We start from the raw sequence: 17352 nt of genomic DNA on the forward strand, positions 1-17352 counted from the left end.
AGCACCCGGAGTGGACCATGAGCACGCAGACCCTGGCGAGCACGCAGACCCTGGCGAGCACGCAGACCCTGGCGAGCACCGACCTCCTGACGCTGCTGCGCGACGAGCTGGGGCCTCGCCTCGTGGTCGACGGGCCCGACTTCGAGGCCGTGCACACCGACAAGTCCGGGTGGACGAGCGAAGGGCGGGCGCTCGCCCTCGTCCTGGCGCGATCGGTCGACGACGTCCGGGCGACGCTGCGGATCGCGACGGCGCACCGCGTGCCGGTCGTGCCGCGCGGCGCGGGGACGGGCCTCGCGGCGGGCGCGGTCGCCACCTCCGGAGCGATCGTCCTCTCGACGGCGCGGATGGACCGGATCCTCGAGATCTCGCTCGAGGACGAGCTCGCCGTCGTCGAGCCCGGCGTGCTGAACCAGGCCCTCTCGAACGCCGTCGCCGCCGACGGGCTGGTCTTCTCGCCCGACCCCGCGAGCAAGGCGATCTCGAGCATCGGCGGCAACATCGCGACGAACGCGGGCGGGCTGCTCTGCGCGAAGTACGGCGTCACCCGTGAGGCGGTGCTCGGCCTCGCCGTGGTCCTGCCCGACGGCCGGCTCGTCCGCACCGGGCGGCGCAGCGTGAAGGGCGTGACGGGCTACGACCTCACGGCGCTCCTCACAGGGTCGGAGGGGACGCTCGGCGTGATCGTCGAGGCGACCGTGAAGCTCCGGCCGCTGCCGACCGGTTCGGTCGTGACGATCGGCGCCTACTTCGCGAGCGTGGTCGACGCGGCCGCCGCCTCCGCCGCGATCACGGCGGCCCGGCTGCGGCCGGCGGTGATGGAGCTGATGGACGAGGCGGCCCTCGCGGCGATCTCCCGCCACACCGGCGTCGCGATGGACCGCGGTCGCTCCTACCTGCTGGTGCAGACCGACGGCGGGGGAGCTGCGGAGGAGGCGCAGCGCATCCTCGAGATCGTGACCGCCGCCGGAGGCCTCGCCGAGGCGACCGACGACCCCGAGGAGGGCGAGGCGCTGCTGGCCGTCCGGCGCGGCTTCCACCCCGCCCTCGAGGCCGTGGGCGAGGTGCTGATCGAGGACGTCTGCGTGCCGCGCTCGGCTCTCCCGGCGATGTTCGCCGCCATCCGGGGCATCGAGGAGCGGACGGGGCTGAGCATCCCGACCGTCGCGCACGCAGGCGACGGCAACCTGCACCCGAACTTCGTGCTGCCGCCCGGCTCGACCGAGGTCGGCGAGGAGGTGTGGGAGGCGGCCGCCGAGCTGTTCCGGACGGCCGTCGCGCTCGGCGGGACCCTCACGGGCGAGCACGGGGTCGGCCTGCTGAAGCGGCGCTGGCTCGCGGAGGAGCTGGGCGAGGACTCGCTCGCGCTGCAGCGCGGCATCAAGGCGGTCTTCGACCCGCTCGGGATCATGAACCCGGGGAAGGTGTTCTGAGCGCCGTCAGACGAGCTCGGCGGCGACCGCGGCGGCCGTGAGCACGATGGCCGCCGTCGACATCAGCCAGTAGAGGATCGTCTCGCGCCACGAGCCGGCCGAGCCGAGCACGGGGACCGCGGCGTAGCCCCCGGAGGTCCAGAGGTGCCGCAGCGGCGTGCGGCGCACCCAGCGGGGCGACCGGATGCGCAGGGGCCAGAGCCAGTTGATCCCCTCGGTCGTGAGCGCGTCGCCCGCCACGTGCACGAGGTAGCCGAGAGTCGCGGCGACGCGCAGCCAGGCCCAGGTGCCGTCGGCGAGGGCGATCAGCAGGACGGTGACCACGACCGCCCCCGCCCACGCGATCGGCCAGGACGGCGCGGCGCGGATCGCCTTCGCCGCGAAGGCGAGGGCGGGCAGGGTCAGCGGGGCGGCGAGCGAGACCGGGCCGACGAGCGGAACGGGGAACCGCAGCTCCGTGAGGAGCGGCACGAGGTACCAGACCACCGCGATCGCCAGGAGCGAGTGCATCCCGTGCCGGTGCCCGCCGCTGATCCGGCCGGCCGTCGCAGTGAGCAGCGACGCCCCGGGGGCTGAGCGGGAGATCGTGGCGCGAGCGTGGTCGGCGTCGGGCGCGAGAGCCCAGCCGGCGGCGACACCGAGGCCGACCAGGCGGAGGTCGAGCGGGAGCGCATCGAGCTGCAGCGGCACGGCGACGGCGGGCACGGAGGTGGCGATCGCCCAGGCGAGAGCGCCGGAGACGGCGTGGGAGCGGCCCATCATCGCGGGAGCGGCTCCTCGATCGCGGCATGAGAAAACCCCCGGCGGGAAGCCGGGGGTGAGGGTGGGCGATACCGGACTCGAACCGATGACCTCTTCCGTGTGAAGGAAGCGCGCTACCAACTGCGCCAATCGCCCAGAGGGCCGTCTTGTGGACGACCCGAGTAAGGATCGTAGCGGATCCCGCGGGGCGGGAGGCACCACCGACGAGCGCCACGCCCGGGTGAACGGGGTGTGACGGGCGGGTTTCGCGCGGAAAGACGGGCGAGGCGCTGCGACGGCCGAGATCGGCGGCCGCTCGATTTGGTTTCTCGTGCGGCGGTCGGATACAGTCTTCTAGGTCGAGCCGGGGAGCGAAAGCGCCGGGGTGAGATGCAAGACACGCAGTCGAATACGCAACACAGTTGAATACGCAACACAGTGAACATGCAGGACAGGCAAGACCCCATGCGGATGTGGCGCAGCGGTAGCGCATCACCTTGCCAAGGTGAGGGTCGCGAGTTCGAATCTCGTCATCCGCTCGAATACCGGCCTCGCGGCCGGTATTTCTCTGAAAGACAGCACTACTGGTAGCGATCCACCCCCGGGTGGCTCCTACCCGGTCGGCCCCCGGGCCGCCGACACCGAATCCCGTACACGGTGGATTGGCCGAGAGGCGAGGCAGCGGCCTGCAAAGCCGTATACACGGGTTCGAATCCCGTATCCACCTCGATCGTTCCCCGAACGAGGCGCTCCTCACGGAGCAGCGGGCGATTGGCGCAGCGGTAGCGCGCTTCCCTGACACGGAAGAGGTCACTGGTTCGATCCCAGTATCGCCCACCACCCGAACCCCCGGCCCTCGGCCGGGGGTTTCGTCGTTCCCCCGGCGTGCACGACCGAGGGTCCGGGCGTCTCGAGCGGCGCGGGCTCTCCTCCTCGGTTCTGCTCGGGCGGCTTCCGGGGCTACTCTCGTGGCGATGCCCGCCCCGATCGCCCTCGACGACACCACCAGCCTCCGCCTGATCGCCCGGGAGGACGGTCCGTCGCTCGCGAGCGCCTACCGGCGCAACCGGCGCCACCTCGCGCCCTGGGAGCCGGTGCGCTCCGTGCGCTTCTTCGAGTCGGGCGGCCAGACCGACGCCATCGCCGACGTGCTCTTCGCGCACCGTGCCGGCAGCGTCCTGCCGATGGTGCTCGAGCGCGGCGACGACATCGTCGGCCGGCTCACGCTCTCGAACGTGGTGCACGGCGCCTTCGACAGCGCCGATCTCGGGTACTGGCTCGACGCCTCCCTGCAGGGTCGCGGGCTGATGACCCGGGCCGTCGGCGAGATGCTGCGCCTCGCGCGCACCGAGCTGGGACTGCACCGCGTGCAGGCCGGCACGCTGCTGCACAACCGCGGATCGCAGGCGGTGCTCGAGCACAACGGCTTCGAGCGGATCGGGATCGCCCGCCGCTACCTCCGCATCGCGGGGGAGTGGCAGGACCACGTGCTGTTCCAGGTCCTCCTCGAGGGCGAGGGCGGCGGACGGCTCGAGCCGCCGGATCCGGCGGACCCAGGGCCGGGATCCAGGCCGGTGAGGGGTCGGCTCGTCTAGGGTGGGCGGCGCCGACGACCGATCGGCGCGGGGAGCCCGAGAGGACCACTGGACGATGACGCGCATCATCGGCGGACGCGAGTTCGACTTCGAGCGGCAGGTCGCCGTGATGGCGGTCGTGAACCGCACTCCCGACTCCTTCTACGACAGGGGATCGACGTTCGCGCTCGACGCGGCGGTCGCCGCCTCCGTCCGTGCCGCCGACCAGGGCGCCGACTGGGTCGACATCGGCGGGGTGCCGTTCGGCCGCGGTCCCGAGGTCTCGCTGCAGGAGGAGCTCGACCGCGTCGTCCCGGTGGTCGCGGGGATCCACGAGCGGAGCGACGTGGTGATCTCGGTCGACACGACCCGCGCCGAGGTGGCTCGCGCGAGCATCGCCGAGGGCGCCTCCGTCGTCAACGACACCAGCGGGCTGCACGACCCGGAGATGCTCGGCGTGCTCGCCGCCTCGTCGGCCCAGCTCGTCGTCACTCACAGCGTGGGCGCGCCGCGGAGCGAGCCGACGCGGCCGGAGTACGACGACGTGGTGGCGACGGTCGTGGCGCACCTCCGCGACCGGGTCGAGCGCGCGCTGGCCGCGGGAGTGCCTCCGGAGCGGATCATCGTCGACCCGGGGCACGACCTGAACAAGAACACCCTGCACACCCTCGAGCTGACCCGCCGGCTCGGCGAAGTCGCGGCGCTCGGCTACCCGGTGCTGGCGGCGGTGTCGAACAAGGACTTCATCGGCGAGACGCTCGACCGACCGCAGGGCGAGCGGCTGGAGGGGTCCCTCGCGGCCGCGGTGATCTGCATCCTGAACGGGGCGCGGATCGTGCGGATGCACGACGTGCGGCAGGCGGTCGACGCGGTGCGGCTGACGGAGGCTGTGCTGGGCTGGCGAGCACCGGCCTACCTCCGCCACAACATCGAGGAGGCGGGCGCGTGAGCGCGGTCATCGACCGGCTGCACCCGTCGCCGCTCGCCGCGCTCGACGACGACGCGATCCTCGCCCTGTACGCGGAGGGGAGCGCCGAGCGCTGGCTCCGGGTCAACTTCGTCTCCAGCATCGACGGGGCGGTGACCCACGACGGCGTGTCGGGGGCGCTCGGCGGCGAAGCCGATCTGCGGGTCTTCGACCTGCTGCGCCGCCTCGCGGACGTGGTGCTGGTGGCCGCGGGCACGGTGCGGACCGAGGGCTACGGCCCGATGGTGCTCGGGGAGGAGGCCGCTTTGGCGCGGACCGCCGCGGGGCTGCCTCCGCACCCCGTTTTCGCCATCGTCTCGGGGTCGCTCGATCTCGACGCGGGGTCGCGGCTGTTCACCGAGGCGCCGGTGCGGCCGGTGGTGGTGACGACGGGGCGCTCCCCGGCGCGGCGACGCGACGAGCTCGCGGAGGTCGCCGAGGTGCTGGTCTGCGGCGAGGACGCGCTGGACGCTCCGCGGATGCGCGACGCCCTCGCCGAGCGCGGGCTGGCGCGGATCCACTGCGAGGGCGGGCCGTCGCTGCTCGGCGCGCTACTGGCGGACGACGCGGTGGACGAGCTGGATCTGACGCTGAGCCCGACGCTCGAGGCGGGCGACGCGGGCCGGATCGCCCGGGGATCGCTGCCGGGAGCGCGTGAGCAGCGCCTGGCGCACGTGCTCGCCTCCGGTGACACGCTGCTTCTGCGCTACCTGCGCGCCCGCTGACCTGCCAGGACCAGCGGGCGCGCTCGGGATCAGCTCACGGGCGACAGCTGCGGCGAGAGGGCGCGCGGGGCGAGGCGCTGCAGCTGGGTGACGTGCTCGGGGGTCAGCTCCTCGAGGGAGGTGACGCCCAGGAGGCGCATCGTGCGGGTGATCTGGTCGGACAGGATCTCGATCATCCGGTTGACGCCCGCCTCGCCGCCGGCCATCAGGCCGTAGAGGTAGGCGCGGCCGACGAGCGTGAACCGGGCGCCGTGCGCGATCGACGCGACGATGTCTGCGCCGGACATGATGCCGGTGTCGAGGTGCACCTCCATGCCCGACGAGCCGACCTCGCGGACGACCTCGGGGAGCAGGTGGAACGGGATCGGCGCACGGTCGAGCTGACGTCCGCCGTGGTTCGAGAGCACGATGCCGTCGATGCCCAGCTCGGCGACGCGGCGGGCGTCGTCGACCGTCTGGATGCCCTTGACGACGATCTTGCCGGGCCACTGGTCGCGGATCCACGCGAGGTCGTCGAAGCCCACGGTCGGGTCGAACATCGTGTCGAGCAGCTCGCCGACGGTGCCCGACCAGCGGTCGAGGGAGGCGAAGGACAGCGGCTCGGTGGTGAGGAAGTCGATCCACCACCAGGGGCGCGGCATCGCGTTGACGACGGTGCCGAGGGTCAGCTGCGGCGGGATCGAGAAGCCGTTGCGCTTGTCGCGGAGGCGCGCGCCGGCGACGGGGACGTCGACGGTCACCAGCAGGGTGTCGAAGCCGGCTGCGGCGGCGCGGTCGACGAGCGCCATCGAGCGGTCGCGGTCCTTCCACATGTAGAGCTGGAACCAGTTGCGGCCGTGCGGGTTCGCGGCCTTGACGTCCTCGATGGCGGTGGTGCCCATCGTGGAGAGCGAGAACGGGATGCCCCACTTGGCGGCGTTGCGCGCGCCGGCGATCTCGCCCTCGGTCTGCATCATCCGGGTGAAGCCGGTCGGCGCGATGCCGAAGGGGAGCGAGACGGGAGCGCCCAGGACGTCCCAGCCCGTGCGGACCTCGGACACGTCGCGCAGGATCGCGGGGTTGAACTGGATGTCCCGGAAGGCCTCGCGGGCGCGGCCGAGCGAGATCTCCGCCTCCGCAGCGCCCTCGGTGTAGTCGAAGGCGGCCTTCGGGGTGCGGCGGCGGGCGATGCGCTGCAGGTCCTCGATCGTCAGCGCCCTGTCGAGCCGCGCCTTCTTGAGGTCGAGCTCGGGCTTCTTGAACTGCATCAGGGGCGCGAGATCGCGCACCTTCGGGATTCGGCGGTCGACCATGGTCAGTCCTTCTTCGCGGTGAGGTGGGTCTCGGCGTAGTAGCCCGAGATGTGGGTATGGACGAGCGTGCGGGCGAGCTCGGGGTCGGCGGCGTCGAGGGCCGCGACGAGGGCGCGGTGCTCGCTGCGGAGGCGGTCGCGGGTCCGCGGCCAGTCGGGCAGCGAGCGGGCGGCGCGGAGGACGTAGCTCTCGACGGCGTCGCGCAGGCCCGCGGTCATCGCGGCGATGACCGCGTTGCCGGACGCCTCGGCGAGCGAGAGGTGGAACTGCTGGTCGAGGGCGAGGAAGGCGTCGTGATCGAGGGTCTCGGCGTCCATCGCGTCGAGGAGCTCCCGGCTGTCGTCGAGCTCGACGCCGGGCGTGCGGGCGAGGTCGTCGACGACCGCGGTCTCGAGGACGAGGCGGGTGCGGACGACGTCCTCGACGGCGAAACCGCTCGCCGCGACCTGGAGACGCAGGAGGGCGCTCATGCCGCCGGTGGGGCGCGCGACGATGACGGCGCCCGAGGTGGGACCGGAGCCTGTCCGGGTGCGGATGAGCCCCATGACCTCGAGGACGCGCACGGCCTCTCGGACGGAGGAGCGGCCGACTCCGAGCTCGAGGGCGAGCACTCGCTCTCCGGGGAGGCGGTCGCCCGGGGCGAGGGCTCCGGTGAGCAGGAGTCCCTCGACGTGCGAGAGCACGCTCTCCCAGGCTCGATCGCTCATCCGCCGCTCACCTCTCCGTGGTCAGACCACAGCGTACGGTGTGGTCGGACCACAGGCAAGGGCCAGCGGTAGCCTGGCGCGATGACCGGACCGGATCTCTCGCGGCAGTACTCCCTCGAGGGGGTCTCGATCCCGGAGATCGCCGTTGCGAGCAACGGCGGAGCCGCTCCCGCCCTCGTCTGGCGCAACCAGCTCGACGGGCTCACCTTCCGCGTGAGCGACGGCTACCTCAAATGGAGCCCGGACGCGGCCGGCGTCGACCTCGGTCGGGAGGCCGAGCGCCTCCGCTGGCTGGAGGGCAGGATCCCGGCGCCGACGCTGCTCGAGCACGGCCGGGGCGACGGCGGGCAGTGGCTGCTGACGCGAGCGCTGCCGGGCGACAGCGCCGCCTCCGATCACTGGATCGCTCGACCCGGGGCCGCGGTGCGGGCGATCGCGGCGGGCCTGCGGGCGCTGCACGCCCTGCCGGTGGCGGAGGTGCCGGAGTCGCTGAGCGGGGACTCGTGGTTCGATCGCCGCGTGGCGCGGCTGGGCGCGCCTCCGCTGCTCGTCGACCCCGTGGTGGTGCACGGCGACGCCTGCGCGCCGAACACCCTGCTCGACGACGACGGACTCTGGAGCGGGATCGTCGACGTCGGCGACCTGGGTGTCGGCGACCGCTGGGCCGACCTCGCGGTCGCCGCGATGAGCCTCCGCTGGAACTACGGCGAGGGCTTCGGGCCGCTGCTGCTCGACGCGTACGGCATCGCCGCGGACGAGGAGCGGGCCGCCTACTACCGCGCTCTGTGGGACGCCGAGTCGTGAGCGCTCAGCTCTTCGCGGCCTCGTCGTCCTCGGCGGCGGCGGCGTCGGAGGAGCGGTTCTCGTTCGAGAGGCGCAGCCACTTCCCGTCGCGCACGTCCTGCTCGTGCACGGCCTGCTTCTTCGCGCTGGCCGCGGTGTCGCGCGGCGGGAGCTGGAGGGTCTCCTCGGCCTCGATCCCGGCCTGGAGCTGACGGCCGCGCTCGAGCTCGGCGTCGAACTCGGCGCCGAAGAGCAGGGCGATGTTCGTGATCCAGATCCAGAGGAGGAAGACGATGACGGCGCCGAGCGAGCCGTAGGTCTTGTTGTAGTTCGAGAAGTTGGCGACGTAGAACGCGAACCCGACGGAGGCGATCAGCCAGATGGCGAGGGCGAGGAGCGCCCCGGTGCTGATCCAGCGGAACTTCGGCTGCCGGATGTTCGGCGCGAAGTAGTACAGGACCGCGACGATCACGACGGCGATGACCAGGAGCACCGGCCACTTGACGATGTTCCACACCGTGAGCGCCGCCGGGCCGAGGCCCACGACGTCGCCGACGGCCGAGGCGACCGGGCCGCTCAGCACGAGCAGGAGCGCCGCGATGACGATGAGGATCACGGTGACGACCGTGACACCCAGCATCGTGGGGCGCAGCTTCCAGAAGGGACGTCCCTCGTCGATCTCGTAGATGCGGTTCATCGCGCGGCCGAACGCCCCGACGTATCCGGAGGCCGACCAGATCGCGCCGACGATTCCGGTGACGAGGGCGATGCCTGCGGCGGGGGAGGTGATCAGCGACTGGATCGGTTCGCGCAGCAGATCGACGACCTGAGCCGAGCCGAGGTTGCGGACGAGCTCGAGGACGGTGTCGGTGGTGGCCTGCGCCTGGCCGAAGACGCCGAGGACCGAGACGATGGCGAGCAGCGCCGGGAAGAGGGCCAGCACGGCGTAGTAGGTGAGCGCGGCGGCGAGATCGGTGCACTGGTCCGCGCCGAACTCGCGGGCGGTCTTCTTCAGGACGTACAGCCAGGAGCGCTTGGTGATGTCGCTGACCTCGTCGGGCTTGCGCGAGTCGTCGGGCTCGGGCGCGGTCTTCTCGCGGGTCGTGCTCTTCTCGGCCATGCCGACACGCTACGGCCCCGGTCCGGCTTCGGAAGGCCCTTGACGCGCGGCGATCCGTGTCCGACAGGTGTGGTGCCCGGATCAGACCGTCCGGGAGTGGCGGGCGGCGGCGAAGACGCCGAAGAGGAGGAACGACACGGTGGCGCCGAGGACGACCGTGAGCGGTGCGTCCCAGCCTCCGCTCGCATCGTGGGCGAAGCCCAGCACCGTCGGGGCGGTGGCGGCGACCGCGTAGCCGAGGCCCTGCACGGTCGCGGACAGGCGGGAGGCGTGCGCGTCCGACTGCGAGAGCCGCACGACGAGGACGAAGACCACCGTGAACCCGCCGCCCTGCGCGACGCCGCCGAGGATGCACCACAGCGCCCAGAGCTGAGGGGCCAGGAGGAGCCCGGCCGGGACGGTGCACCAGAGCACGCCGACCAGGGCGATGCTGCCGAGCGGCCGCAGCCTCTTGACGAGCAGGGGGACGCCGATCGCGCCGACGACGGCGGCGAGCTGGAAGACCGAGGAGCTGGCGCCGGCCGTCTCGATCGAGAAGCCGTTGCGGTCGACGAGCAGCGTGGGCAGCCACGCCGTGACTCCGTAGTACGAGAACGCCTGACTCGAGAAGCAGACCGCGAGGGCCAGGACGGTGGCGCTGCGCCAGATGCGCGGGGCGGGCTCGGCGGGGCCTCGGTCGGCGGCGAGGCGCGGCGCAGGCTTCAGAGCCCGCGCCGGACCGACGGCGAGCAGCCAGCCGAGCAGGGCGAGCGCGTTCAGGGCGAGCCAGACGAGCAGCGCGCCCCGCCAGCCGACCGCGAGCGCGAGTGGAGCCGTGCCGAGGGAGGTGATCGTCGAGCCGATGTTGAGCGCGGCCGTGTAGACGCCGGTCGTCAGGTCGACGCGCTCGGGAGAGACGTCGCGGCGGATGACGACGGGCACCACGACGTTGCCGATGGTGATGAAGACGCCGATCACGATCGTGCCGGCGACCACGGTGACGACGTCACCGGCGGAGCGGAGGATCGTGCCGAGCGCGACTCCGAGGATCGTCACGACGACGGCGGTGTCTGGCCCCGCGCGGCGGATCACGACGAGGGCGAGCGGAGTCGCCAGTGCGAAGCAGAGCACCGGGATGCTGGTGAGCACCCCGGCCTGCGCGGAGGAGAGGGAGAGATCGTCGCGGATCGCGTCGATCACCGGCGCCAGGGCGACGATCGGCCCGCGCAGGACGAGAGCGACCAGGGCGACGGCGACGACGAACAGCCAGGGCGCGCTCCGGCGGCGCGTCATCGGCGCATCGGCAGGGGGGACGGCCACCCCGCTCAGCCCGCGAGACCGGCGAGGTCGGACAGGTTCGAGAGGAAGGAGAGGACGCCCGTGCCGATGCCGACGATGCCCGTGACGAGGCCCGCGGTGGCGAGGCCGCGGCCGGTGCCGACGCTCTCGGCGGCCGTCCGCCCGCGGACGCCGAACACGATCGCGAGGATCGAGGGGACCAGGAACGGGTTGACGAGGATGCTCGCGATGCCCAGGACGAGGCTCGCGATCGCCAACGGGTTGCGACCGGCGGTGGAGGGCGCCGGCTGCTGGGCGTACAGCCCGGGCTGCGGCGCGCTCGCCTGTCGATCGGAGGCACTCGGCGTCCCGTAGAGAGGGATGGACGAGGCGGGCGGCGCTGCGGGACGGGAGCGGCCGGTCCATGCCGCGCCGTCCCAGTAGAGCTCCGCTCCGATGTCGGCCGGGTGGGGGTACCAGCCGGGCGCGGGAGCGGAGGGGGAGTCGTCGGGCATGCGCCGATTCTAGGGCGCGGCGGCGGAGCCGCTCGCCGGAGTGGCGCCTCAGCCCTTGGGCTGCTCGATGCCCAGCGCGTTGCCGTCGGGGTCGAGGATCCAGGCCGCCCAGACGTCGCCGCGGTCGGCGATGCCGTTCTCGGTCCGCAGCTCGTCGGAGTCGTAGTCCTGCGGCACGACACCGCGCGCGGCGAGGTCGTCGAGCTCGGCGCGCAGATCCAGCACGCGCCAGGCCGCCTTCGTCTGCTCGTCCTGCGAGCCGACGGTGCTCGCGGTGACGGTGAAGCGGGTGCCTCCGGCGGCGTAGGCGATCGCGGCGTCGCTCTCCTCGAGGATCGTGAGCCCGAGGGTGTCGGCGTAGAAGGCGCGGGAGGCCGCGGGGTCGGTGGTGAGCAGCACGGGGCAGAGGGGGTGGTCGGAGAGCACGGGGTGCCTTTCGTCGCGGGGCGCGGCGGTCGCGCTCTGCCAGCCCACGCCGTCCGCGGGCTCCGGGCAAGGGGCTTGAACCGAGTCCGCCGCCCGGGGGTCCTCGCGTGGGACACTGCGGTATGGCCGAGGACACCGCCCGCATCCACCCGTCCGCCGACGTCGATCCGAGGGCGCAAGTGGGGGCGGGGACGCTGATCTGGCATCTCGCGCAGGTGCGCGAGGACGCTCGCGTCGGCCGGGAGTGCGTGATCGGCCGGGGCGCCTACCTCGGGCCCGGCGTCGTGGTGGGGGACCGCTGCAAGATCCAGAACCACGCGCTGGTCTACGAGCCCGCGGTGCTCGCCGACGGAGTGTTCGTCGGGCCGGCGGTCGTGTTCACGAACGACCTGCGGCCGCGGGCGGTGACTCCCGACGGTGCGCTGAAGTCGGCCGACGACTGGGAGGCCGTCGCGGTCGTCGTCGAGGAGGGGGCGGCGATAGGCGCTCGGGCGGTCTGCGTCGCCCCGGTGCGGATCGGCGCGTGGGCGATGGTCGCCGCGGGTGCCGTCGTCGCCTCCGACGTGCCGGCCCACGCTCTCGTCGTCGGAGTGCCGGCCCGGCGGATCGGCTGGGTCGGCCGGGCGGGGGCGCGGCTCGTGGCGGAGGCCGACGGGGTCTGGCGGTGCCCCGAGACGGGCGAGGCGTACGTCGAGCGGGACGGGGTCCTCGCCCCGGTCTGATCTCCGCCGGGAGGGGGCGGAGGCTCCTCCCCAGCGATGTCGCGCGCCCGTTCTCCACATTCCGGCGCGGGGCGCGAGGCCGGACGGGCCGCTGTCGGAGGTCTGCGGTGCGATGCCGTCATGAGCATCCCGCACCTCCTCTCGACGTCCCCTTCCCCCGGCTGGACGGCGGCCGTCTCAGCGACGGCTGAACACGGCGGGTCCGCGTCGCTGGGCGGGCTGGGGGCGCCGACGGGCGAGCTCGGGCGGAGCCGGGGGGAGGATCGGAGCCGGCGGTGCCGCGGGAGGGGCCATCGGGCCCGTCCTCCTGCCCTCGATCGCGCGCGCGAGCGACACGGCGGCGAAGAGGAGCACGAAGCCGCCGGCCCCGACCATGATCACCGCGCGGAGCCGGTCCGAGATCTGCTCGGTCGCCTTCAGCGGGGTCTGCACCTCGAGCGCGGTGAAGAGGTAGCGGTCATCGGCGCCGTTGACCGTCTGGATGCTGCGGAGCGTGTCGACGAGCATCCCGCCCAGTGCCGCTGTCGTGTCGAGCGACTGACCGGCGCTCGGTGCGTCGGCGGTCACGCTCAGCAGGAGCCCCTGACCCGACCACGCCGAGCGCTCGACGGCGAACTGCGTGCTGAGCCCCTGCGCCGCCAGCGCCTCCGCGGTGCCGTCGCTGTTCAGCACGGTGACGAGGACCTGCGCGGCGAGCGAGTTGTCGGAGGAGCGGAGGTACGGATTGTCGGAGTTCAGGGCCGCGAGCGCCGGATCGGCCTCGAGCTCGGCGTCGGTCGGCAGCTGCGGGTTGACGATGGCGTAGGTCGCGGTCGAGGCGTAGGTGCGCGGCGACAGGACGAGCACGTAGGCCATCCCGGCGACGGTGAGCGCCAGGACGACGGCGGCGAGGAGGCGGTGGCGCCAGAGGGTGCGGAGTACGGAGACGGGGTCCATCAGGACTGCCTTTCTGGGGAGTGGTCGATCTCGCCGATGACGCGGACGCGAGCGTCCGTCGACAGGGCGGAGGGGAGTCCGAGCTCGGCGCGGACGAGGAGCCAGCAGCTCCCCGAGAGGCCGAGCACGAACGGGAACAGCAGGGCGAACACTGGGAAGCCCAGTGAGTCGAAGGTCGCGGACGCGACCGCGGCGACCGTGGCCGAGGCCGCGACGCTCCCGGTCAGCGCCCGCAGGCGGGGCTCGCGCGCGAACTGCGCGGCGACGAGACCGAAGAGGGCCGGCACGACGAAGTACGCGACGACCGCGGCGGCGCCGACCAGCCCGAGGGTGATCGCCGAGCCGAGGTACTGGTTGTCGAGGATCAGCGTCGCGTCGTCGGGCAGGTACGTGCCCGGCCCCGTCCCGAGGACCGGGTGGTGAGCGACGAGCGCGGCGACGCGCGGGTAGTTGTCGAGCCGGTTCGTGATCGAGGAGTCGCTGGTCCCCGCGCCGATCGCACCGGTCAGAGTGCCCAGCAGCCCCGGGGTGGCCACGAAGAACGCGGCGACGGCGATCGGTGCGAGCAGATAGCCCCACCGGCGTGCCGCGCGCGGGAGGAAGACCAGCGCCACGCCCATCCCGACGACGAGCGAGAGCACTCCCGATCGCGACACGGTGAGGGCGACGGCCGAGAGCAGCAGGACGCAGGACGCGATCCGCAGCCAGCGGGCGGTGCGCCCGTCGTAGATCAGCCGCCACACGGCGAGCGGCAGCAGCATCGACGAGACGACGGCGAGCTCGATCGGATGGAAGGTGGTGCCGGCCACCCGGGTGAGTCCGTCGCGGTCCTGGAACGGCGTGCTGCCTCCGTTGTCGACGAAGCCGACCATGGCGCCGCGGATCAGCTCGACGGGATCGGTGTGCGTCGTGAACTGGATGATCGCGATCACCGCGCAGAGCGTCGCGGCGTTCACGAGCGACCCGATCAGGATCCGCGCGTGCTCGAGGGTGCGCACGCTCTGCGTCGTCACCAGGGCGATCCCGGCGGAGGCGAAGAGCATCAGCAGCCACCGGTCGGCGCTCAGCTGCCCCTCGCCGCTCCGGGTGATGGTGTCGCCGCTCGCGTACCGGACGTACGAGAGGATGCTCGCCCCGAGCAGGAGGGTCAGCGCGAGACGGCCGGGGTGCCGCATCGGCACGGGGTCGTGCAGTCCGAGCAGGGCCGAGGCGAGCCAGGCCACCGCGAGGACGAGCGCGAGCACCATCGCGAGGTATCCCGACGCGCCCAGCGGTGCGAGCACCTCGTCAGCGGGGGTGAGGAACAGCGCGTAGGCCGTGAGGCGCAGGAGGGTCGGCGGTCCGGTGCGCTCGAGGGTGGTCGTCACGGCTCAGACCTCCCTGCGCTGCGAGGGGTCCTGCTGCGGGGCAGCGACGCGGGTCGTGTCGTCCCGTGTCCACCCGGTCGTGCTCCCGCTGCGCAGCCGGCTCGCCACGGCGAAGCCGGCGTAGACGGCCGCGTCGGCGAGCTGCCGCGGGCCCTGCGCCGAGCGCAGCAGGGCGAGGGCGGTCCGTCCACGACGGCGCTCGCCGGAGGCGGCCTGCTCGGCCAGCTGCACCGTCCCGCGGTGGGAGCGGCGCAGCACCCCGACCAGGCTCGCCGTGGTCTGCGGGACCCGGACGACCGCCGGAGCCGACGCCACGACCGCGCGCTCCGCGGGGGCGAAGCGACCGTCGACGTACTCGTCGTCGGCGACGAGCGAGGGGAACGCGCCGATGCGGTCGTGCCCGGGGCCGCTCACCGCGTAGCCGCCCGCGCCCCACAGAGCGGTGTGCAGCGAGGGCACCCGCGAGCGGGCGCGGTAGTAGGCGCGGACGAGCGGATCCGCACCCGTCGCGTCGTGGACCGCCGACGGACGCGCGGCGAGCAGCCCGCCGCGGGTGAGCGCCTGGAAGACGTTCCACACGGCGTCGGCCGTGACGTCGACGTCGGCGTCGAGGTACAGCCGCGGCCACGACGTCGCGACGGCGTCGCCCGCGTTGAGGGCCGCGGTCTTCGACGCCTCCTCGAGCTCGACCACCGAGACGCCGGGGAACGAGCGGGCGATGTCGGCGGTCCGATCGGTGCAGGCGTTGCACACCACGATCACCTCGAGCGATCCCGCTGCCGCTGCAGCCGCGAGCGGCGCGAGGGTCCGCCCGATGACGGCGGCCTCGTCGTGGGCGGGCACGATCACGGAGCCCGTGGGGTGGGGGAGCGCGGGCGAGCGGCTCGGCGCGGCACTCGGCACTCCCGCGAGGTGCGGGCCGACGGCGAGGGCGACGGCGGCCCGGCGGTGCGCCCGCCCGCGTTCGCCGGGGAGGAGGGCGCGCGCCGTCTCCGCGGCCAGGACGACGAGCCGGAAGGTGGCCGTGTAGAGGGCCCCGTGGAACTTCGCGACGTAGCGGACGCGGTTCACCGCGAGCAGGGCGGCGAGCGCGCTCGACTGCCCGGAGCCGCCCTGCTCGTGGACCACCTCGGCCGTCGGCTCGAACCACACCGCGGCGCCCAGATCGCGCGCCCGGCGGAAGTAGTCCGTCTCCTCGGAGTAGAGGAAGAAGCGCTCGTCCCAGTCGCCGAGACGGGCTGCGACGAGCGAGTCGATCAGCACGGCCGCACCGGTCGCCCAATCGATCGCGTGGGCGTGCCGGTAGCTCTCGGGGTCGCTGTCGGTCTCGCTCGAGAAGGCGGGGCGGTCCGGGAGCCTGTCGCCGAGAAGGGCGTCGCCGAGGGCGCGCAGCCGGGTGGGCTCGCGGCGGAGCGAGCGGGCGGGCGCCCCGCTCGCCTCGCGCAGCAGCGGCACGACGATTCCGGCCTCCGAGGTGTCCATCCGGGCCAGGAGACGGGGTATCGCACCCGGCAGGACGACGAGATCGGGGTTGAGCACGAACAGGGCGCCGGCGTCGCCCGCGTGCCTCCGGGCGATGTTGACGGCCGCGGCGTAGCCCACGTTGCCACCGGCGTCGATGGCCACGACGTCGGGGTGCGCGGCGGCCCGGGCGAGCGAACCGTCGTCGGAGGCGTTGTCGACGACGACCACGCGGAGGCGGACGCCTCGCCGCGCCTCCTCCCGCAGGCTCGCGATCAGGCGGTCGAGGTTCGCGGCCGAGCGATAGCTCACCACGAGCGCGGCGACGTCGGCGGGCTCGCCCGGCCCGACGAAGCGCCCCTGCTCGGTTCCGCTGCCCGCGGAGAGGGCGGGCTGGCGCTCGCCGTGCACGTTCGGCTCCCGATCGACAGTGGTCGTGCTGTGCAGCCGCAGGCGGCCGTAGGCGAGCGGGCCCTCGACGAGGTAGCGGCGGGCGAGGCGGCGCGGCTCGAGCGCCAGGCGCCACAGCCACTCGACGCCGCGGTCGGCGACCCACTGCGGCGCCCGCCGCACGGAGCCGCCGAGGAAGTCGACCGCGGCGCCGAAGGCCAGCAGGACGTGCGCCCCGGTCCTCGGGCCGTGCTCGTCGATCCAGAGCTCCTGGCGGGGCTTGCCCAGGCCGACGATGAGCAGATCGACGGCCGCGCCGCGGATCGCCTCGACGAGTCCGGCGTTCGCGGCCGGGTCGGCGAGCTGCTCGCGGGTCGGCGACCAGAGCCCGGCCAGCACCAGATCGGGGCGCTCCTCGGCCAGCCGCGTGCGCAGCCGCTCCTGCGCCTCGACCGAGCCGCCCAGCACGCCGACGCGGACGCCGTCGACCGCGGCGCGGTCGAGCAGGGGGCCGATGAGGTCGCTGCCCGCCAGCCGGGGCCAGGAGGTTCCCGTGAGTCGCCGGGCCTGGGTCGCGATCGGGGTGCCGTCGATGAGGGAGAGCCACTCGACGGGACGCTCGGGCCGGGTCGTGTCGGAGGCGGTCCGGTCGGAGGCGGCCTCCGTCCACTCCGCGGCCCCCTCCCCGTCCGGCAGCAGCACGAGTGTGGCGGGAGCGCCGGCGCCCGGGTCGGTGCGCTGCTCCAGCACGTGCCGCCAGCGGCCGCCGTGCCCGAAGTGGTTGACGTGGTCGACGTTGACCGAGAGCACGCCCAGCGGGGCGTCGTCGGTCGACGCCGCGCGCGCCGCGATGGTGCGGACGGCCTCGTCGTGCTGGGCGAGATCGACGGGGGCGCCGCCGAGGACGACGCGCCGGATCTGATCGGGGGTCATGGT

The 17352-nt window shown here is 73.5% G+C and carries 16 protein-coding genes and 4 tRNA genes; 9 read left to right on the plus strand and 11 right to left on the minus strand.

Annotated features, from left to right (window positions below):
• Nucleotides 1-17 precede the first annotated feature (17 nt).
• Nucleotides 18-1433, plus strand: coding sequence for an FAD-binding oxidoreductase (locus GRS96_RS10580; RefSeq protein WP_159988446.1), 1416 nt, complete (start codon nt 18-20; stop codon nt 1431-1433).
• A 6-nt stretch (nt 1434-1439) separates the two neighbouring features.
• Here the strand turns inward: GRS96_RS10580 and GRS96_RS10585 are convergent, their stop codons facing one another.
• Both GRS96_RS10585 and GRS96_RS10590 read right to left on the minus strand, forming a co-directional pair.
• Nucleotides 1440-2195, minus strand: coding sequence for a metal-dependent hydrolase (locus tag GRS96_RS10585; protein ID WP_159988447.1), 756 nt, complete (start codon nt 2193-2195; stop codon nt 1440-1442).
• A gap of 62 nt (nt 2196-2257) precedes the next feature.
• Nucleotides 2258-2330: transfer RNA gene (locus tag GRS96_RS10590), tRNA-Val, on the minus strand.
• Between the two features lie 311 nt (nt 2331-2641).
• On the opposite strand from GRS96_RS10590, the gene GRS96_RS10595 reads away from it, so the two are divergent.
• From GRS96_RS10595 to GRS96_RS10620, 6 genes are all read left to right on the plus strand, one after another.
• Nucleotides 2642-2713: transfer RNA gene (locus GRS96_RS10595), tRNA-Gly, on the plus strand.
• Between the two features lie 117 nt (nt 2714-2830).
• A tRNA-Cys gene (locus tag GRS96_RS10600) sits at nt 2831-2901 on the plus strand.
• Between the two features lie 38 nt (nt 2902-2939).
• Nucleotides 2940-3014, plus strand: a tRNA-Val gene (locus tag GRS96_RS10605).
• 134 nt (nt 3015-3148) lie between these two features.
• Nucleotides 3149-3769: a GNAT family N-acetyltransferase gene (locus GRS96_RS10610; protein WP_159857230.1), complete on the plus strand. Its 621-nt coding sequence runs from the start codon at nt 3149-3151 to the stop codon at nt 3767-3769.
• A 55-nt stretch (nt 3770-3824) separates the two neighbouring features.
• Entirely contained in the window at nt 3825-4697 is an 873-nt protein-coding gene (folP, locus tag GRS96_RS10615; protein WP_159857232.1) for a dihydropteroate synthase, read from the plus strand.
• Complete coding sequence (locus tag GRS96_RS10620) at nt 4694-5440, plus strand: pyrimidine reductase family protein (protein ID WP_236553615.1); 747 nt, start codon at nt 4694-4696, stop codon at nt 5438-5440. Before folP ends, GRS96_RS10620 begins: the two co-directional genes overlap by 4 nt.
• Before the next feature lie 29 nt (nt 5441-5469).
• Here the strand turns inward: GRS96_RS10620 and GRS96_RS10625 are convergent, their stop codons facing one another.
• Nucleotides 5470-6732 (minus strand): alpha-hydroxy acid oxidase, encoded by a 1263-nt coding sequence (locus tag GRS96_RS10625; protein ID WP_159857234.1) that lies wholly within the window; start codon nt 6730-6732, stop codon nt 5470-5472.
• Nucleotides 6733-6734: 2 nt separating this feature from the next.
• Nucleotides 6735-7439, minus strand: coding sequence for a FadR/GntR family transcriptional regulator (locus tag GRS96_RS10630; RefSeq protein ID WP_159988448.1), 705 nt, complete (start codon nt 7437-7439; stop codon nt 6735-6737).
• 81 nt (nt 7440-7520) lie between these two features.
• On the opposite strand from GRS96_RS10630, the gene GRS96_RS10635 reads away from it, so the two are divergent.
• The gene (locus GRS96_RS10635; RefSeq protein ID WP_159988449.1) at nt 7521-8243 is read left to right on the plus strand and encodes an aminoglycoside 3'-phosphotransferase; all 723 of its coding nucleotides are present in this window, start codon (nt 7521-7523) and stop codon (nt 8241-8243) included.
• A gap of 4 nt (nt 8244-8247) precedes the next feature.
• On the opposite strand, the gene GRS96_RS10640 is transcribed toward GRS96_RS10635, so the two are convergent.
• The 4 genes from GRS96_RS10640 to GRS96_RS10655 all read right to left on the minus strand — a co-directional run bounded on the left by GRS96_RS10640 (nt 8248) and on the right by GRS96_RS10655 (nt 11588).
• Nucleotides 8248-9342 carry a YihY/virulence factor BrkB family protein gene (locus GRS96_RS10640; protein ID WP_159988450.1) on the minus strand — a complete coding sequence of 365 codons (1095 nt, stop codon included), beginning with the start codon at nt 9340-9342 and terminating at the stop codon, nt 8248-8250.
• Nucleotides 9343-9423: 81 nt separating this feature from the next.
• Nucleotides 9424-10641: an MFS transporter gene (locus GRS96_RS10645; protein ID WP_236553616.1), complete on the minus strand. Its 1218-nt coding sequence runs from the start codon at nt 10639-10641 to the stop codon at nt 9424-9426.
• A gap of 5 nt (nt 10642-10646) precedes the next feature.
• Nucleotides 10647-11114 carry a DUF4190 domain-containing protein gene (locus GRS96_RS10650; protein ID WP_159857244.1) on the minus strand — a complete coding sequence of 156 codons (468 nt, stop codon included), beginning with the start codon at nt 11112-11114 and terminating at the stop codon, nt 10647-10649.
• A gap of 48 nt (nt 11115-11162) precedes the next feature.
• Complete coding sequence (locus tag GRS96_RS10655; RefSeq protein ID WP_159988451.1) at nt 11163-11588, minus strand: VOC family protein; 426 nt, start codon at nt 11586-11588, stop codon at nt 11163-11165.
• A 74-nt stretch (nt 11589-11662) separates the two neighbouring features.
• Between GRS96_RS10655 and GRS96_RS10660 the strand changes: the two genes are divergently transcribed.
• Nucleotides 11663-12262: an acyltransferase gene (locus GRS96_RS10660; RefSeq protein WP_159988452.1), complete on the plus strand. Its 600-nt coding sequence runs from the start codon at nt 11663-11665 to the stop codon at nt 12260-12262.
• A 177-nt stretch (nt 12263-12439) separates the two neighbouring features.
• Here GRS96_RS10660 and GRS96_RS10665 read toward each other — a convergent pair whose 3' ends face one another.
• From GRS96_RS10665 to GRS96_RS10675, 3 genes are read right to left on the minus strand one after another with little or no spacing between them, the layout of a single operon-like run.
• Entirely contained in the window at nt 12440-13198 is a 759-nt protein-coding gene (locus tag GRS96_RS10665) for a chain-length determining protein (protein ID WP_159857250.1), read from the minus strand.
• Nucleotides 13198-14565, minus strand: coding sequence for an O-antigen ligase family protein (locus GRS96_RS10670; RefSeq protein WP_159988453.1), 1368 nt, complete (start codon nt 14563-14565; stop codon nt 13198-13200). The genes GRS96_RS10665 and GRS96_RS10670 overlap by 1 nt, the downstream gene beginning before the upstream one ends.
• A 3-nt stretch (nt 14566-14568) precedes the next feature.
• On the minus strand, nt 14569-17349 hold the full coding sequence (locus GRS96_RS10675; protein WP_159988454.1) for a WecB/TagA/CpsF family glycosyltransferase: 2781 nt from the start codon (nt 17347-17349) through the stop codon (nt 14569-14571).
• Between the last annotated feature and the right edge of the window lie 3 nt (nt 17350-17352).

The sequence above is a fragment of the Rathayibacter sp. VKM Ac-2803 genome, assembly GCF_009807175.1.
Taxonomy (GTDB): Bacteria; Actinomycetota; Actinomycetes; order Actinomycetales; family Microbacteriaceae; genus Rathayibacter.

What these genes read in the sequence shown, in the direction of transcription:
- GRS96_RS10580 (WP_159988446.1), top strand. Translation starts at nt 18, where the DNA reads ATGAGCACGCAGACCCTGGCGAGCACGCAGACCCTGGCGAGCACGCAG.
- GRS96_RS10585 (WP_159988447.1), bottom strand. Translation starts at nt 2,195, where the DNA reads ATGATGGGCCGCTCCCACGCCGTCTCCGGCGCTCTCGCCTGGGCGATC.
- GRS96_RS10610 (WP_159857230.1), top strand. Translation starts at nt 3,149, where the DNA reads ATGCCCGCCCCGATCGCCCTCGACGACACCACCAGCCTCCGCCTGATC.
- folP (WP_159857232.1), top strand. Translation starts at nt 3,825, where the DNA reads ATGACGCGCATCATCGGCGGACGCGAGTTCGACTTCGAGCGGCAGGTC.
- GRS96_RS10625 (WP_159857234.1), bottom strand. Translation starts at nt 6,732, where the DNA reads ATGGTCGACCGCCGAATCCCGAAGGTGCGCGATCTCGCGCCCCTGATG.
- GRS96_RS10630 (WP_159988448.1), bottom strand. Translation starts at nt 7,439, where the DNA reads ATGAGCGATCGAGCCTGGGAGAGCGTGCTCTCGCACGTCGAGGGACTC.
- GRS96_RS10635 (WP_159988449.1), top strand. Translation starts at nt 7,521, where the DNA reads ATGACCGGACCGGATCTCTCGCGGCAGTACTCCCTCGAGGGGGTCTCG.
- GRS96_RS10640 (WP_159988450.1), bottom strand. Translation starts at nt 9,342, where the DNA reads ATGGCCGAGAAGAGCACGACCCGCGAGAAGACCGCGCCCGAGCCCGAC.
- GRS96_RS10650 (WP_159857244.1), bottom strand. Translation starts at nt 11,114, where the DNA reads ATGCCCGACGACTCCCCCTCCGCTCCCGCGCCCGGCTGGTACCCCCAC.
- GRS96_RS10660 (WP_159988452.1), top strand. Translation starts at nt 11,663, where the DNA reads ATGGCCGAGGACACCGCCCGCATCCACCCGTCCGCCGACGTCGATCCG.
- GRS96_RS10665 (WP_159857250.1), bottom strand. Translation starts at nt 13,198, where the DNA reads ATGGACCCCGTCTCCGTACTCCGCACCCTCTGGCGCCACCGCCTCCTC.
- GRS96_RS10675 (WP_159988454.1), bottom strand. Translation starts at nt 17,349, where the DNA reads ATGACCCCCGATCAGATCCGGCGCGTCGTCCTCGGCGGCGCCCCCGTC.